Origin of the sequence: Pseudoxanthomonas sp. SORGH_AS_0997, assembly GCF_031453535.1 — a bacterium.
Lineage (GTDB): Bacteria > Pseudomonadota > Gammaproteobacteria > Xanthomonadales > Xanthomonadaceae > Pseudoxanthomonas_A > Pseudoxanthomonas_A winnipegensis.
In genome coordinates, this window is sequence record NZ_JAVIZI010000001.1 from 323,911 (window position 1) to 338,691 (window position 14,781).

Annotated in this window: 17 protein-coding genes; 8 read left to right on the top strand and 9 right to left on the bottom strand. The window is 69.3% G+C overall.

Going from position 1 to position 14,781, the window contains the following annotated elements:
- Positions 1–32 precede the first annotated feature (32 nt).
- The 5 genes from QE438_RS01460 to QE438_RS01480 are packed head-to-tail and all read right to left on the bottom strand — an operon-like array spanning position 33 to position 4,434.
- Positions 33–617: a hypothetical protein gene (locus QE438_RS01460; protein ID WP_306993056.1), complete on the bottom strand. Its 585-nt coding sequence runs from the start codon at positions 615–617 to the stop codon at positions 33–35.
- Entirely contained in the window at positions 614–1,111 is a 498-nt protein-coding gene (ybeY, locus tag QE438_RS01465) for an rRNA maturation RNase YbeY (RefSeq protein ID WP_130523466.1), read from the bottom strand. The genes QE438_RS01460 and ybeY overlap by 4 nt, the downstream gene beginning before the upstream one ends.
- Positions 1,112–1,123: 12 nt before the next feature.
- A complete protein-coding gene (locus QE438_RS01470; RefSeq protein WP_306993054.1) occupies positions 1,124–2,098 on the bottom strand; it encodes a PhoH family protein in 975 nt (324 codons plus the stop codon).
- 7 nt (positions 2,099–2,105) lie between these two features.
- Positions 2,106–3,026 carry a class I SAM-dependent methyltransferase gene (locus QE438_RS01475; RefSeq protein ID WP_306993052.1) on the bottom strand — a complete coding sequence of 307 codons (921 nt, stop codon included), beginning with the start codon at positions 3,024–3,026 and terminating at the stop codon, positions 2,106–2,108.
- A gap of 1 nt (position 3,027) precedes the next feature.
- A complete protein-coding gene (locus QE438_RS01480; RefSeq protein WP_306993050.1) occupies positions 3,028–4,434 on the bottom strand; it encodes an FAD-binding oxidoreductase in 1,407 nt (468 codons plus the stop codon).
- Positions 4,435–4,555: 121 nt separating this feature from the next.
- Between QE438_RS01480 and QE438_RS01485 the strand changes: the two genes are divergently transcribed.
- Entirely contained in the window at positions 4,556–5,332 is a 777-nt protein-coding gene (locus QE438_RS01485; RefSeq protein ID WP_306993048.1) for a helix-turn-helix transcriptional regulator, read from the top strand.
- On the opposite strand, the gene QE438_RS01490 is transcribed toward QE438_RS01485, so the two are convergent.
- Entirely contained in the window at positions 5,333–6,151 is an 819-nt protein-coding gene (locus tag QE438_RS01490) for a shikimate 5-dehydrogenase (protein ID WP_306993046.1), read from the bottom strand.
- Positions 6,148–7,578, bottom strand: a complete 1,431-nt coding sequence (miaB, locus tag QE438_RS01495; RefSeq protein ID WP_306993044.1) for a tRNA (N6-isopentenyl adenosine(37)-C2)-methylthiotransferase MiaB — start codon at positions 7,576–7,578, stop codon at positions 6,148–6,150. Before miaB ends, QE438_RS01490 begins: the two co-directional genes overlap by 4 nt.
- Positions 7,579–7,778: 200 nt before the next feature.
- On the opposite strand from miaB, the gene QE438_RS01500 reads away from it, so the two are divergent.
- From QE438_RS01500 to QE438_RS01530, 7 genes are all read left to right on the top strand, one after another.
- The gene (locus tag QE438_RS01500) at positions 7,779–8,690 is read left to right on the top strand and encodes a lytic transglycosylase domain-containing protein (RefSeq protein WP_306993042.1); all 912 of its coding nucleotides are present in this window, start codon (positions 7,779–7,781) and stop codon (positions 8,688–8,690) included.
- A 187-nt stretch (positions 8,691–8,877) separates the two neighbouring features.
- Positions 8,878–9,498: a ubiquinol-cytochrome c reductase iron-sulfur subunit gene (petA, locus tag QE438_RS01505; protein ID WP_306993040.1), complete on the top strand. Its 621-nt coding sequence runs from the start codon at positions 8,878–8,880 to the stop codon at positions 9,496–9,498.
- Positions 9,498–10,763 carry a cytochrome bc complex cytochrome b subunit gene (locus QE438_RS01510; protein WP_130519871.1) on the top strand — a complete coding sequence of 422 codons (1,266 nt, stop codon included), beginning with the start codon at positions 9,498–9,500 and terminating at the stop codon, positions 10,761–10,763. Before petA ends, QE438_RS01510 begins: the two co-directional genes overlap by 1 nt.
- A complete protein-coding gene (locus QE438_RS01515; RefSeq protein WP_130519873.1) occupies positions 10,756–11,502 on the top strand; it encodes a cytochrome c1 in 747 nt (248 codons plus the stop codon). The genes QE438_RS01510 and QE438_RS01515 overlap by 8 nt, the downstream gene beginning before the upstream one ends.
- Positions 11,503–11,665: 163 nt before the next feature.
- On the top strand, positions 11,666–12,295 hold the full coding sequence (locus tag QE438_RS01520) for a glutathione S-transferase N-terminal domain-containing protein (protein ID WP_130523470.1): 630 nt from the start codon (positions 11,666–11,668) through the stop codon (positions 12,293–12,295).
- A 100-nt stretch (positions 12,296–12,395) separates the two neighbouring features.
- Positions 12,396–12,839, top strand: a complete 444-nt coding sequence (locus tag QE438_RS01525; RefSeq protein WP_130519878.1) for a ClpXP protease specificity-enhancing factor — start codon at positions 12,396–12,398, stop codon at positions 12,837–12,839.
- Positions 12,840–12,993: 154 nt separating this feature from the next.
- Entirely contained in the window at positions 12,994–13,233 is a 240-nt protein-coding gene (locus QE438_RS01530) for a hypothetical protein (protein WP_306993035.1), read from the top strand.
- 33 nt (positions 13,234–13,266) lie between these two features.
- Here QE438_RS01530 and QE438_RS01535 read toward each other — a convergent pair whose 3' ends face one another.
- Positions 13,267–13,599: a DUF3301 domain-containing protein gene (locus QE438_RS01535; protein ID WP_130553893.1), complete on the bottom strand. Its 333-nt coding sequence runs from the start codon at positions 13,597–13,599 to the stop codon at positions 13,267–13,269.
- 43 nt (positions 13,600–13,642) lie between these two features.
- Complete coding sequence (locus QE438_RS01540) at positions 13,643–14,710, bottom strand: DUF2272 domain-containing protein (RefSeq protein WP_306993032.1); 1,068 nt, start codon at positions 14,708–14,710, stop codon at positions 13,643–13,645.
- Positions 14,711–14,781 lie beyond the last annotated feature (71 nt).

Below are 14,781 nucleotides of genomic sequence, written 5' to 3' on the forward strand. Positions count from 1 at the left end.
AGAACGGTTTCGAGCGCCGGCTGACGCCGCGTTCAGTGGGCCTGAGCCTGGGCGGCGGGCGCCGCCGGGGCCGGATCGGGGCCTTCGGTGTCCAGGTTGTAGCTGCAGCCGGCCAGCGTCTTGCCCGGGTGCGAGGCGACGTTGGAGACATTGAGGATGATGGCCTGGATCAGGGTCTGGCCGCTGGCCGGATCGGTCCGTGTCGTCGCGCGCAGCTGCTTGCCGAAGATGGCCTTCTCCGGCGTGTCGATGCCGGTCTCCAGCTCCAGCTGGTGCGCCAGCGGCCGCGGGTCGGGCAGGTCCAGGATCGCCATGATGCTGTCGCCGGCGAAGGCGATCCGGTCGGTGGCATGGCCGAAGACGGTGATCGGCGCGGCCAGCTGGAATTCGGTCATGAACTGGTTGACCTGCGGCAGCGGCTTCCAGCCCAGCGCCACGGCCTTGAGCGGGTCGCTCACGGCCGGGGCCAGTGCGAGGAAGTCCGGGACCTCCTTGCGGCATTCGATCAGCGCGGCCAGGTCGGGCTTGGCGATCGGCGTGGCCTCGGCCGCATGCGCGCGCGGCAGGGCGAACGGCGCGCACAGCAGCAGCGCGGTGGCGAGCGCGCGCCGGCTCATGCGGCGCCGTCCGCCGCGTAGGGATCGTCGATGCCCAGCTCGGCCAGGATCTCGCGTTCCAGCTGCTCCATCGCCTCGGCCTCGGTGTCGTCCTCGTGATCCCAGCCCAGCAGGTGCAGGGTGCCGTGCACGGTCAGGTGCGCGTAGTGCGCCAGCAGCGCCTTGTCCTGCTCGCGCGCCTCGCGCGCCACGACCGGCGCGCAGATCACCAGGTCGCCCAGCAGCGGCATGGTCACGCCCTTGGGCAGCTTGATCGTCTCGTCCAGCTCGCCCGGGAAGGACAACACGTTGGTCGCGTAGTCCTTGCCGCGGTAATGCCGGTTGAGCGCGCGGCCTTCCTTGGCATCGACCAGGCGGATGGCCAGGTCGGCCTCGCGGATGCGTCCCTTGAGCGCCGCGGCGACCCACTTGCGGAAACTCACCGCGGACGGAAGGCCGGCGCGCGGCAGCGCATAGCTGACCGCGACCTGCAGATGGATCGGACCCTGGGTCATGTCGGTTTCAACTCACGCCGGATCGGCGGCCTTGTCGTCGCGCGCATCGTAAGCCCGCACGATGCGCGCCACCAGCGGATGGCGCACCACATCGCGCGCGCCGAAGAAGCTGAAGGAGATCCCGTCCACGCCGCGCAGCACCTCCAGCGCGTCCTTGAGCCCGGAGCGGATGTGCTTGGGCAGGTCGGTCTGGCTCATGTCGCCGGTCACCACCGCGGTGCTGCCGAAGCCGATGCGGGTCAGGAACATCTTCATCTGCTCGACGGTGGTGTTCTGCGCCTCGTCCAGGATCACGAAGGCATCGTTGAGCGTGCGCCCGCGCATGTAGGCCAGCGGCGCGATCTCGATGACGTTCTTCTCCAGCAGCTTGGCCACCTTCTCCACGCCCAGCATCTCGTACAGGGCGTCGTAGAGCGGGCGCAGGTAGGGGTCCACCTTCTGGCTCAGGTCGCCGGGCAGGAAGCCGAGCTTCTCGCCGGCCTCCACCGCCGGGCGCACCAACACCAGGCGCTGCACGCGCGCCTCGTTCAGCGCCTCCACGGCCATGGCCACGGCCAGGAAGGTCTTGCCGGTGCCGGCCGGACCGATGCCGAAGTTGATGTCGTGGGTGGCGATGGCGTGCAGATAGGCGGCCTGGTTGGGTCCGCGGCCGCGCACCGTGCCGCGCTTGACCTTGATCGCCACGTCCTGCGGCGCGTAGCCGCCGGCGGCGACATGCTCCAGGTTGGCCTCGTTGAGGCGCAGGTGGATCGCATCGGCGTCGAAGGTCTCGGTCGCGGCTTCGGCGTACAGCGTCTGCAACAGCTGTTCGGTCGCCGCCACGGCCCGGTCCGGGCCCTGCACGCGGAACACGTTGCCGCGGTTGGAGATCTCCACGCCCAGCTTCAGTTCGATCTGGCGCAGATGCGCATCGAACGGCCCGGCCAGGTTGGCCAGCTGCTCGGTGTCGTAGGGGTCGAGGGTGAAATCGTGATGGTGGGTCGTCATAGGCCGCCTAGGGTAGCGCGGCGGCCCTGAGTCGGCTGTGTGGAGAGGCGGCCGCAACGCTGTGGTCCGGATGCAGCAGGCGGCCGTGGAACAGCCATTCCCCAGGCGCGGGGTCGGGATCATCCGCATCGTCGGTGTCGGCGATTCCGTCCATCCGTACGCCGCCTTGGCCGAGCAGCGTCGGCAGGGCCGGGCGCGTCGCGCCCCAGCGGAAGGGTTCCCCGCGCCGCCCCAGCCAGCGCCGCACCCAGGGGCGCTGCCGGACGAAGCCGGGCGCGCCGTCGTGGCGCAGCGTCATCGCGGTGGCGATCAGGCGTGCATCGGGCAGGGCGCGGGCCAGTTGCCGCAGCAGGGCCTGCACCGTGTCCAGCGGCAGGCACATCAGCAGGCCCTCGGCGACAATCAGCGTGGGCAGGTCCGGCGCGAAGCCGGGCAATCCGCGCAGCCAGCGCGCCAGCGGCACCGTCCCGAGTTCGCCAGGACACAGCCGCAGGCGCGTATCGTCGAGGCGCAGCGCGCGCAGCGCGGCCTGTTTGATCGCCAGCGTGGCCTCGCGATCGACCTCGAACACGCGCAGCGCCGGCGCCTGGTCCAGCAACGCCAGCGCCAGCCCGTCGAAGCCGGCGCCCAGGATCAGCACCTGCTGCACGCCCTCGGCGCAGGCCCGTTGCGCCCATCGCCGGATCCGACGCTTGCGCCAGGCGTAGTGCGCGCCGATGCCAGGCAGGCAGGCGGCCTCGAGCAGCCGCAGCAGGCCGCGTCCAGGCCGCGTATCGACTGCGCGCAGCAGGCGATCGCCGCCGCTCCCGGCGCGCTGCAGGCAGGCACGGGCGATGGCGGCGTTGCGCTGCGCGGGCGGCGTGCGATCCGTCCGCGCCTCGCGTACCGCGGCGGCGGCGAGCAGCATCGAGGTGCTGAGGCCGGCCATGTCAGCGCGTCACCAGCGCGGCGTGGTGGCGATACCAGTCGCTCTGCCAGCGGCCCTGCGGATCGAGCGCGTGCTTGGCGCGGAGGAATTCGGCGAAGCGCGGATGCGCTGCCTGCACCTGCTCGCGCGTGGCCCAGCGGTGATAGGTCAGGTAGTAGCTGCCGCCGAACCACAGCGCATCGTCGATCAGCGCGCGGAAGGCCACGGCCGCGGCCTGCACGCCGGCCGGGCCATGCTGCACGTGCAGGTTGAACACCACGCAGGCCCAGTCCTGCCGTGCCCACGCCAGCACGCTGGTCGTTTCGCGTTCGATCAGGCGCACCGTGCCGTAGACCGGCTGGGCGTGGTGGCGACGCAGGCTGTCGGCGGCGCGGCCCATGAAGCCCGCCAGCGCGCCGCGCGGCACGTACAGCTCGGTGATCATCTCCGAGCCGCGGTGGCCCAGGCTGCGATCGACCGCCGCGTGATAGTCCTCCAGATACACGCCGGTCTGCTGCGCATCGCTGGCGTAGTGCTGGCCGTCGGTAGACAGATAGAAATCGGCGTATTCCTGGAAGGCGCGCGAGGGCGCGTGGTGGGCCAGCCACAGCAGCCGGCCGAAGTCCTCGGCCTGCAGATGGCGCGGCGCGTCGGGCTCGACGCCATCGACCGGGCGATAGCAGGACAGCACGCCCAGATCGAGGAAATCTTCGCTACGCGGATCGATCGCGAACTGGAAATCGCCATACGTGCAGCCTTGGGCGATCGCGTCCTCGAACGCGCGCTGCACGCCGCCGATGCGGGCCAGCGACACCTGGCGGCGCAGCGTCCGCCGGGGCGTCAGCCGCAACGTCATCTCCACCACCAGGCCGAAGAGCCCGTAGCCGCCGGCCACCAGGGCGAACAGCTCGGCCCCCTCGCCGCGGCTGGCCTGTACCCGCTGGCCCTGCGCATCGATCAGCACCAGCGCCTCCACGTCCTCCACGAACGGGGCCAGGCACAGCCCGCGCCCATGAATGTTGGCGGCCAGTGCGCCGCCCAGGCTGAAGTCGTCGGCGCCGGTCTGCTTCTGGCGGATCGTCCAGCCCGCCGTGTTGCCCGGGCACGCCGCCAGCCAGGCCAGCAGCGCGGGCCAGCGGATGCCGGCTTCGACCGTGATCAGGCCGCGCACCGGGTCGAAGTCCACGACGCGGTCCAGCGCGGCGGTGTCCAGCACCTGGCCATCGGCGAGAAACTGCTGGCCGCCCATCGCATGCCGCGCGCCGGCGGCGATCAGTGGCGATCCGGCCCGCGCGCTGGCGCGGATCGCGGCGCAGGCCTCGGCCACCGAGCCGGGCCGCAGCACGTGCGCCCGTGTGGGATTGAGGCGGGCATGGACATCGTTGAGCAGTTCGGCGGGCCGACAGGCTGGAGCGGGCAGGGCGGGCATGCGCATGCTTGGCTGGAGAGGTGAGCGCACCCTGCGCGCTGCGGATCAAGATCCGCAAACAAGTTCGGACAAGTATCGGAATATGATCCCGTCCATCCTCCTGTGACACTCCTCCATCGCCATGGCCGACCGCGAACGCCTGCTCACCGCGCTCAAGCGCCTGCTCAAGGAACGCGGCTGGCGCTATGCCGACCTGGCCGCGGCGCTGGGGGTGTCCGAGCCGACGATCAAGCGCGTGCTGTCCAGCGGGCGCATGGACCTGGCGCGCCTGGAGCAGATCTGCGAGGTGCTGGACATCGACTTCTTCGAGCTGGCGCGCACGGCCCGCGGCGCGCGCGAGTCGCGCCGCCATCTCACCCTGCACCAGGAGCGGTCGTTGGCGGCCGAGCCGCGGCTGATGACCGTCTTCCACCTGTTATGCCAGGGCTGGCGTACCGCGGCGATCGGCGAAGGCTTCGGACTCAAGCCGCCCGAGCTGGTGCGGCTGCTGGCCCAGCTCGATCGTCTGCGCCTGCTCGACCTGCTGCCGGGCAACCACGTGCGCCTGCGCGTGCCGCGCGATTTCTCATGGCGCGACGACGGGCCGGTGCGCGCCCGCTACCTGCAGATGGCCAGCCACGAATTCCTCAAGGACGACTTCGCCGCGGCCGAGGCGCACCTGGCCCTGGAAATCGGCGAACTCGGCGAGGCGTCGGTCGCCGCGCTGCGGCGCAAGTTGGACAAGCTGGTGGTCGACTTCAAGGAGGCGGCCGAGCTGGACATCAGCCTGCCGCCGGAGCGACGGCGCAGCGTCGGCATGCTGGTCGCGCTGAGGCCGTGGGTATTTTCGCTGGTCGACAGCCTGCGTGCGGAAAGCGCGCCGCCTGCCCGCGATCCGCGCAGGCGCGCGCGGCGCTGATCAGCCCAGCGCGTGCGCGGCGGCGCGGGCGACCAGCTCGGGCTCGGGCCGCACGCCGGTGTACAGGACGAACTGCTCCACCGCCTGCAGCACGATCACCTCGCCGCCGGTGATCACCGGCTTGCCCAGGGCGCGCGCCAGCCGGATCAGCGGGGTTTCCACCGGGATGGCGACCACGTCGAAGACCAGCTGCGCCGCGGCGACTTCCGCTTCGGTGAAGGCCAGCGACTGGGCATCGGAACTGCCTTCCATGCCGATCGGGGTCACGTTGACCAGCAGACCGGCGGTCACGCCGCGCATGTCCTCGGACCACTGCCAGCTGGCGGTGCGCGCCAGGCGCTGGCCGGCCACCGCGTTGCGCGCCACGACCCAGCCCCGGGCGAATCCGCCGTCGCGCAGCGCGCACGCGGTGGCCTTGGCCATGCCGCCGCTGCCGCGCAGCGCCACCGGCGTGTCCGGCGACAGCCCGCTGTCGGCGATCAGCGTGGCCACCGCGGTGTAGTCGGTGTTGTAGCCGCGCAGCACGCCCTCGGTGTTGAGGACGGTGTTGACCGAATCGATCGCCTTGGCCGACGGCTCCAGGCCATCCAGCAGCGGGATCACCGCCTCCTTGAACGGCATCGACACCGCGCAGCCGCGGATGCCCAGCGCGCGGATGCCGGCGATCGCGCCCTCCAGGTCGGTCGTGGTGAACGCCTTGTACAGGTAGTCCAGGCCGAGAGCGTCGTAGAGGTAGTTCTGGAAGCGCGTGCCGAAGTTGCCCGGCCGTCCGGACAGCGACATGCACAGCTGGGTGTCGCGGCTGATGCGCGCGGTCATGCGGCCCGCTCCGTGTCGGTGACCACGCGGCCGCGCAGCGAGTTGGTCAGCGCCTCGGTGATCAGCACATCGACGAACTGGCCGATCAGGCGCTGCGGCGCGGGGAAGTTCACCGAGCGCATGTTCTCGGTCTTGCCGGTGAGCTCGTTGGGATTCTTCTTCGACGGGCCCTCGACCAGCACGGTCTGCACGCTGCCGACCATCTTCTGCGAGATCTCCGCGGCGAAGGCGTTGATGCGCGCCTGCAGGCGCTCCAGGCGCGCGTGCTTGATCTGGCTGGGCGTGTCGTCGGCCAGGTCGGCCGCCGGCGTGCCCGGACGGCGCGAGTAGATGAAGGAGAAGCTCTGGTCGAAGCCTACGTCCTCGATCAGCTTCATGGTCTTCTCGAAGTCCGCATCGGTCTCGCCGGGGAAGCCGACGATGAAGTCCGAGCTGATCGAGATGTCCGGCCGCACCGCGCGCAGCTTGCGGATCTTGGACTTGAACTCCAGCGCGGTGTAGCCGCGCTTCATCGCGCTGAGGATGCGATCGCTGCCCGCCTGCACCGGCAGGTGCAGGTAGTTGGCCAGCTGCGGCACGTCGCGATACGCATCGATGAGCGTGTCGGAGAACTCCAGCGGATGGGAGGTGGTGAAGCGGATGCGGCCCACGCCCTCGATCTGGGCGATGGTGCGGATCAGCATGCCCAGATCCGCGATCTCGCCCTCGCCGTACGGGCCGCGGTAGGCGTTGACGTTCTGGCCGAGCAGGTTGATCTCGCGCACGCCCTGGGCGGCCAGCTGCGCCACCTCGACCAGCACGTCCTCGAACGGCCGGCTCACCTCGGTGCCGCGGGTATAGGGCACCACGCAGAAGCTGCAGTACTTGCCGCAGCCCTCCATGATCGACACGAAGGCGCTGGGGCCCTCGGCGCGCGGTTCGGGCAGGGCGTCGAACTTCTCGATCTCCGGGAAGCTGATGTCCACCTGCGGGCGGTTCTGTTCGCGCCGCGCGCGGATCAGCTCGGGCAGGCGGTGCAGGGTCTGCGGGCCGAACACCAGATCCACGTAGGGCGCGCGCTTGACGATGGCCTCGCCTTCCTGCGAGGCCACACAGCCGCCGACGCCGATGATGACCTCACGGCCGCCGGTCTTGAATTCCTTCCAGCGGCCCAGCTGGCTGAAGACCTTCTCCTGCGCCTTCTCGCGGATCGAGCAGGTGTTGACCAGGATGACGTCGGCCTCCTCGGGCCGGTCGGTCAGTTCCAGCCCTTCGGCCTGGGCGAGCACGTCGGCCATCTTGGCCGAGTCGTACTCATTCATCTGGCAACCGTGGGTCTTGATGTACAGCTTGCCGCGCACCTGCGCCGGCCGGGTGGCGACGAAGGGCAGCGGGATGAGCGAGGTGTCGCCCGAGGTGGGCAGGGTGACGTCTGGCGTCCCGGTCATGGCGCTTAATCCAGTCGGGTGGGCGGGGAAGCCGACTAGTTTAGCGGCTTGGCGGCTTGCGCCGGACGGCAGGCGCACCGGGCAGTCGCGCGCGGGGGCCGAGGAGGGCAAACGCTGTGCCGCGTCCCAGCGGCGCGTCGCCCTGCCGACCGCGCGCCGAATGCTTGTTAAGTCATTGATAAGCTGGGACACTCGCGCCCATGAGGGGGCTGCTGCGACTGGGGATGATCGCTGCCGCGCTGGTCGCGCTGCCGGCCAGCGCCGGCACGTTGTACAAGTGCTTCGGCGCCGACGGGATCCCGGCCTACGTCAGCAAGCGTGTCTCCGGCGCCACCTGCACGGTGGTGAGCCAGTACCGGGCCGAGCCGGCGCGCCGCGCCCAGGCCAGCGCGCCGACACATAGACCTCCTGCGCCTGCCGCCATCGTGGCGCCCAGCGTCGAGTCGCGGCCTTCGACGGCCATCGTCCCGGCCGCCCCGCCGCCGCCGACCGCCGCCGTGGCCAAGCCCGCCGCCGTGCCGCCGCGCCGCGTGGTCAGCGGCCAGGTCTATTCCTTCATCAAGGACGGGGTGCGCAACTACACCAGCGCTCGCCCGCGCGGGATGGCCAGCGCCGACATCCGCACGATCAAGTACAGCTTCATCGAGACCTGCTACGCCTGCGGCAATCCCAACCTCAACTTCGGCGCGGTGCGGCTGAACACGGTCGCCTACGAGAGCGAGATCGCCTCGGCCGCGCGCGAGTTCGGCGTGGAAGAGGCGATCGTGCGCGCCATCATCCATGCCGAATCCTCCTACAACCCGCTGGCGCTCTCGCGCGCCGGCGCGATGGGGCTGATGCAGCTGATGCCGGCCACCGCGCGCCGTTTCGGCGTGGACGATGCCTACAACGCCACGCAGAACATCCGCGGCGGCGTGCAGTACCTGGCCTGGCTGCTCAAGCGCTACCAGGGCAATCTGACCCTGGCCGCAGCCGGCTACAACGCCGGCGAAGGCGCGGTGGACCGCAACGGCGGCGTGCCGCCCTATGCCGAGACCCAGCGCTACGTGCAGCGCGTGGGCGTGCTGGCCGAACGCTACCGGGCCAACCTGGGAACGGTCGGTCTTCGCTGAACGGATGTTGCGCTGCAGTACCGGAATGGCCGGGTTTTCCTTTTCCAACTGATTGATCAGAAAGGGATTGTTGTGGCGAAAATTTTTATTCAGTTAGACTCCGACGCGCTCTTGCGATGAGGCCGTTCCACCGGCCCCATCACTGGCAGCCAGACAGCTACCTCAAGATGTTTTCGCGGAGTAAGGGATGGCCAACGACGAGGTCACAATGCCCGTGGATGCGGGGCGCCGCCGGTTCCTGACGGCCACCACCGCAGTCGTCGGTGCCGTGGGTGCAGGCTTTCTGGCCGTCCCGTTCATCAAGTCATGGAATCCAAGCGCCCGGGCCAAGCTCGCCGGCGCACCGGTGACCGCCGACATCACCGGGCTGCAGGAAGGCCAGCGCATGGTGCTGGAATGGCGCGGCCAGCCGATCTGGGTGGTCAAGCGCTCCAAGGCGATCCTGGACGCGCTGCCGAGCCTGGACGGTCGCCTGCGCGATCCGGAGAGCACCAACAAGGACCAGCAGCCGGCCTACGTCCTCAAGGGCAATCCCGAGTTCCGTTCGATCAAGCCGGAGATCTCGGTGCTGGTCGGCCTGTGCACGCACCTGGGCTGCTCGCCGGAGATCATCGCCGAGATCCGGCCCGAGCCGTTCGATCCGCAGTGGAAGGGCGGCTACTTCTGCCCCTGCCACAAGTCGCGCTTCGACATGTCCGGGCGCGTGTTCCAGGGCGTGCCGGCGCCGATCAACCTGCTGGTGCCGCCGCATCACTACCAGGACGACAACACCATCATCATCGGCGTCGATCCGCAGGGAGCTGCCTGATGTCCAACGTCATCACGCGAGCGGCCAACGGGGTCTTCGACTGGGTCACGGCGCGGGCGCCCGGGTTGATGCCCATGTACCGCAAGCACATGAGCGAGTACTACGCGCCGAAGAACTTCAACTTCTGGTACTACATGGGCTCGCTGGCCCTGTTGATCCTGGTCAACCAGATCGTCACCGGCATCTTCCTGACGATGAACTACAAGACCAGCGCGGCCGAGGCCTTCGCCTCGGTCGAGTACATCATGCGCGACGTCGAGTGGGGCTGGCTGATCCGGTACATGCATTCCACCGGCGCCTCGCTGTTCTTCATCGTCGTCTACCTGCACATGTTCCGCGGGCTGATGTACGGCAGCTACCAGAAGCCGCGCGAGCTGGTGTGGATCCTAGGGATGCTGATCTACCTGGTGCTGATGGCCGAGGCCTTCATGGGCTACGTGCTGCCCTGGGGCCAGATGTCGTTCTGGGGCGCCAAGGTGATCATCTCGCTGTTCGGCGCCATCCCGGTGATCGGGCAGGGCCTGACCGAATGGATCATGGGCGACTACCTGCCCAGCGACGCCACGCTCAACCGGTTCTTCGCCCTGCACGTGATCGCGCTGCCGCTGGTGTTGTTGCTGCTGGTGGTGCTGCACCTGGGCGCGTTGCATGAGGTCGGCTCCAACAACCCGCAGGGCGTGGACACCAAGCACGGGCCCAAGGGCAACCGCTGGAGCAAGACCGCGCCGATCGACACGATCCCGTTCCACCCGTACTACACGGTCAAGGACCTGGTCGGCGTGGGCTTCCTGCTGGTGATCGGTGCGTTCATCATCTTCTTCGCGCCGGCCTTCGGTGGCCTGTTCCTGGAGCACGACAACTTCACCGAGGCCAACCGCCTGGTGACGCCCGAGCACATCAAGCCGGTCTGGTACTACACGCCCTACTACGCGATGTTGCGCGTGGTGCCCAACAAGCTGGGCGGCGTGCTGGTGATGTTCTCGGCCATCGCCATCCTGTTCACCGTGCCCTGGCTGGACCGCGGCAAGGTGCGCTCGATCCGCTACCGCGGCCTGGCCTACAAGATCGCGCTGGGGATCTTCGCCTTCAGCTTCGTCTACCTGGGCAAGATCGGGTCGGGTCCCGGCACGGACATCACCGAGACCTACATCGGCCGGGTGCTGACCTGCTGCTACTTCGGCTTCTTCATCTTCCTGTGGGTGTACACGTTCTTCGGCCTTGAACGCACCAAGCCGGTGCCCGACCGGGTGAGCACGCATGACTAAGCGCCTTCTCCCGCGGCTGGCGGCCTTCGCCGCTGGCCTGCTGCTGAGCACCGGCCTGCTGGCCGCCGAGGGCGGCGCGACGCTGCAGGCCGGCAACGACCTGAGCGACAAGGCCTCGCTGCAGCGCGGCGCCAAACTGTTCATGGGCTACTGCTCGGGCTGCCACTCGCTCAAGTACCTGCGCTATTCGCGCATGGCACAGGACCTGGGCCTGACCGAGGACCAGGTGATGGCCAACCTCAACTTCACCGGTGCGCCGGTGGGGCAGCAGGTGCAGGTGGCCATGCCGCACGACGGGGCGACCAAGTGGTTCGGCAAGATGCCGCCGGACCTGAGTCTGATCGCCCGGGTGCGCGGCCCGGACTGGGTCTACACCTACCTCAAGTCCTTCTACCTGGACGAGAGCCGGCCGCTGGGCTGGAACAACAAGCTGTTCCCCAACGCCTCCATGCCCAACCCGCTGTGGGAGCTGCAGGGCCTGCAGCACGCCAAGTTCGGCCCGGAAGACCCCCAGACCAAGGAAAAGCCGGTCGAGGCGCTGGTGCTGGCCTCGCCCGGGACCGAGAGTCCGGCCGAGTTCGACCGCACCGTGCGCGATATCACCAACTTCCTCGAGTACGCCGGCGAGCCGGCCGCGCTCAAGCGCCAGAGCATGGGCGTGTGGGTGATCCTGTTCCTGGCGGGGCTGACCTTCCTGGCCTTCCTGCTGAAGAAGGAGTTCTGGAAGGACGTCCACTAAGCGGGGTCATGACCTCCAGCAGGGGTGCGCAAATCGGCGGCTGCCTGCTATGTTCATGTTCATCGCGTCTCGCGGCATGCCGCGACGCGGTGTCCAGGCAGGAAGCCTGGCAGAAACAGGCGTGGCCGGTGGATGCCGGCCGCTGGATGAGCCCGACAAGGTGATGAGTGCCCGCATGCGAAATACCCTGACGCTGTTCTCCTCCGTGGATGATGTGCTGTGCCACCGCGTGCGGCTGGTGCTGGCCGCCAAAGGCGTCAGCTACGACCTGGTGCCGGTCGATCCGCAGAATCCGCCCGAGGACCTGATCGACCTCAACCCCTATCACTCCGTGCCGACCCTGGTCGAGCGCGACCTGACGCTGTACGCCGCCTCGGTGGTCAGCGAGTACCTGGACGAGCGCTACCCGCACCCGCCGCTGATGCCGGTCGATCCGCTCTCCCGCGCGCGCCTGCGCCTGGCGATGCTGCGCATCGAGGTGGACTGGGTGCCGCAGGTGCAGGCCATCCAGCTGGGCAACAAGGCCCAGGCCGACGCCGGCCGCAAGCGCCTGAAGGAGCTGCTGACCGCCTCGGTGCCGCTGTTCAAGGCCAGCAAGTTCTTCCTCAACCCGGAAATGAGCCTGGCCGACTGCGCCATGGCCCCGATCATCTGGCGCCTGCAGTCGCTGGACGTCGGCCTGCCCAAGGACGGCAAGGCGATCGAGGATTACGGCAACCGCATCTTCCGCAATCCGGGCTTCGTGCGCAGCCTGACCGAGCAGGAAAAGAAGCTGCGCGATCTGCCGGCCTGAAGGCAGGAGTGAGCCCGAAGCGCTGAGGCGTGGATGAGCAGGTGGCGCTTGCGCCGCCGTCTTCTCCCCCTCGTTCCTCGCTCTTGGCTAAACTGCGGGCATGACTGAAGACGTGCCCCCGATGACCAGCCATCGCCCGTATCTGCTGCGGGCGCTGGCCGAATGGATCGCCGACAACGACATGACCCCGCACCTGCTGGTCGATGCGACCCAGCCCGGGGTGCAGGTGCCCTCCAGCGCGGTCAAGGAAGGCCGGGTGGTGCTCAACATCGCCCAGCGTGCGGTCGCGCACCTGGTCATCGACAACCTGACGGTCAGCTTCAGCGCCCGCTTCGGCGGGGTGAGCTATCCGGTCAACGTGCCGATCTCGGCGGTGCTGGCGATCTATGCGCGCGAGACCGGCCAGGGCATGGCGCTGCCCGAGGACATCGCCGCCGGGCAGGGTCCGCACGACGATGATGAGCCGCCTTCGCCCGATGGCGCGGCCCCGGACGAACCGACGCCGCCGCCGGCCAAGCGCCCACATCTGCGCGTGGTGAAGTAAGGGACGCCGAGAAAATCTCTACCGTCGTTCCCGCGAAAGCGGGAACCCAGCGCCTTTCACGCGGCAAGGCCAGAGGCGCTGGATTCCCGCTCTCGCGGGAATGACGGAGTTATGGTTTGCCGTAAGCCTGCACCGTTGCCGCCGGGAAGCCGCCATGCCCGATCCCCACGCCGACTACTGGTTCCCCGCCAAGCGTTTCGGCTTCGGCTGGGGCCTGCCGTGCCGCTGGCAGGGCTGGCTGACGATGTTCCTGTACCTGGGCGTGGTGGTCGGTGCGAGCGTGCTGTTCCGCCACGGCCATCACACGCAGGCGCACCTGATCGTGATCGGCGTGGTGACGGCGCTGCTGGTGCTGGTCTGCGTGCTCAAGGGCGAGCCACCGCGCCGCGGTTGAGACGCGCGGCGCCGGCCGAATGAAGCCCCGGCGTCAGTGCAGGCTGGGGAACTGCGCGGTGTTGTCCGGGCGCGTGGGCCCGACGAAGGACACCAGCCGCTGCCCATGCAGCACCATCTTGCCGGTGTGGCGCTCGACGCCGTCGTGGGAATAGTCGAAGCGGAAGCTGCGCTCCAGCCCCAGCCTGCCGTCCTCGCCGCGGCGCAGGCGCACGCCGGTGGCCTGCACGCTCTGGTCCAGCCACAGCACGCCGGCCGCCTCGCAGGCGTTGCGACCGACCTGGGTGGCGCGTTCGGCCGCGGCGCGCGAGGCGTTCCACCAGAAGAACACGGCCGCGCCGAAGATCAGGATGAGGATCGGAGTCATGGCGCGACTTTAGCGGTGCGCGGGCCTGCGCGGCAGGCGTGGATCACTCGCCGCTTTTCAAGGGCGCCGGTGCCTCGACCGGCGGTGCCGCGGCCGGCGGCGCATTCGGGGCCGGGGCCTGGCCCGGCGCCTCCGGCGCAGGCGGGGCCTGGGGCAGGGGCTGCGGATCCACGGGCGGCGGCGCAGCAGGCGCGGCGGGCGCCGGGTCGGCCACCTGCAGCTTCAGCAGCACCGCCCAGTCCTGACGGTTGAAGTTGCACTGGTCGGGTTGGGCGGGCGTGCATTCGGCGCCCGGGCCGGTGGCATCGCCGCCGTCCTCGCTCACGCGCGGCAGCGGCAGGACCACGCGGCCGCTGCGGTCCAGGTCCAGCTGGCGCATGGTCACCGCGTTGAGCACGTTGCCGCCGATCAGGTGCAGGGTGCGGTCGCCGCCGACATTGGCCGCCACCACGATGTCGCAATGGGATTGGTTGGGCACGCCGGCGCGGGAGGCCAGGGCGGCGTTCAGGCCGGCGAAGCCCATCACCTGGCGGCGGTTGCGGATGAAGCACAGCAGGTCGCCGGGCGCGGGCTTCTCGATCGTTGGATCGGTGAAGCGGTAGGGGCCGCCGCTGCCACCGTCGCGGAATGCCGCGCGGATGTAGTCGATGTGGCGCGGCGATCGGGTGAAGTTCATGACGCCGGCCCGCGTCATGACCCAGGACACGAACGCCGCCGACCACGGCGTATCGATCAGGAACGCGCGGCAGTCGTTATCCGTGAAGCGATTGCCCGGCGGTGCCCAGCAGCTGGCCGCGCCGGGCTCGCCTGCGACCTGCGACAGCGTGCCGCTCTCGCGCCAATAGCCGGCCACGCGCTGCCACGGCACCAGGCCATGATCGGCCAGGTTGCCGCTTTCGGCCTCGGTGACGCGCAGCGAGGCCAGCCGGCCCTGACGGTCGATGAAGGGGCGCATCCACTGCCGGTGCTCCTCGCAGGCGGCGCGGACGATGGCGATCGCGGCCTGGCTCAGGCCGAAGCGCGGCGGGGCGTCGCAGACCTCGATCGCCTGCGCCCGGGTGCCGATGCCCAACAGCAGCAGGGCCAGGACGCGCGTCCAGCGAAACGGCATCGTCTGCGGATCCTTGATGAAGGTGAGTTCTCACTACGTACGCTGGCAGAGTCACAGGCCAGGACGCGTGA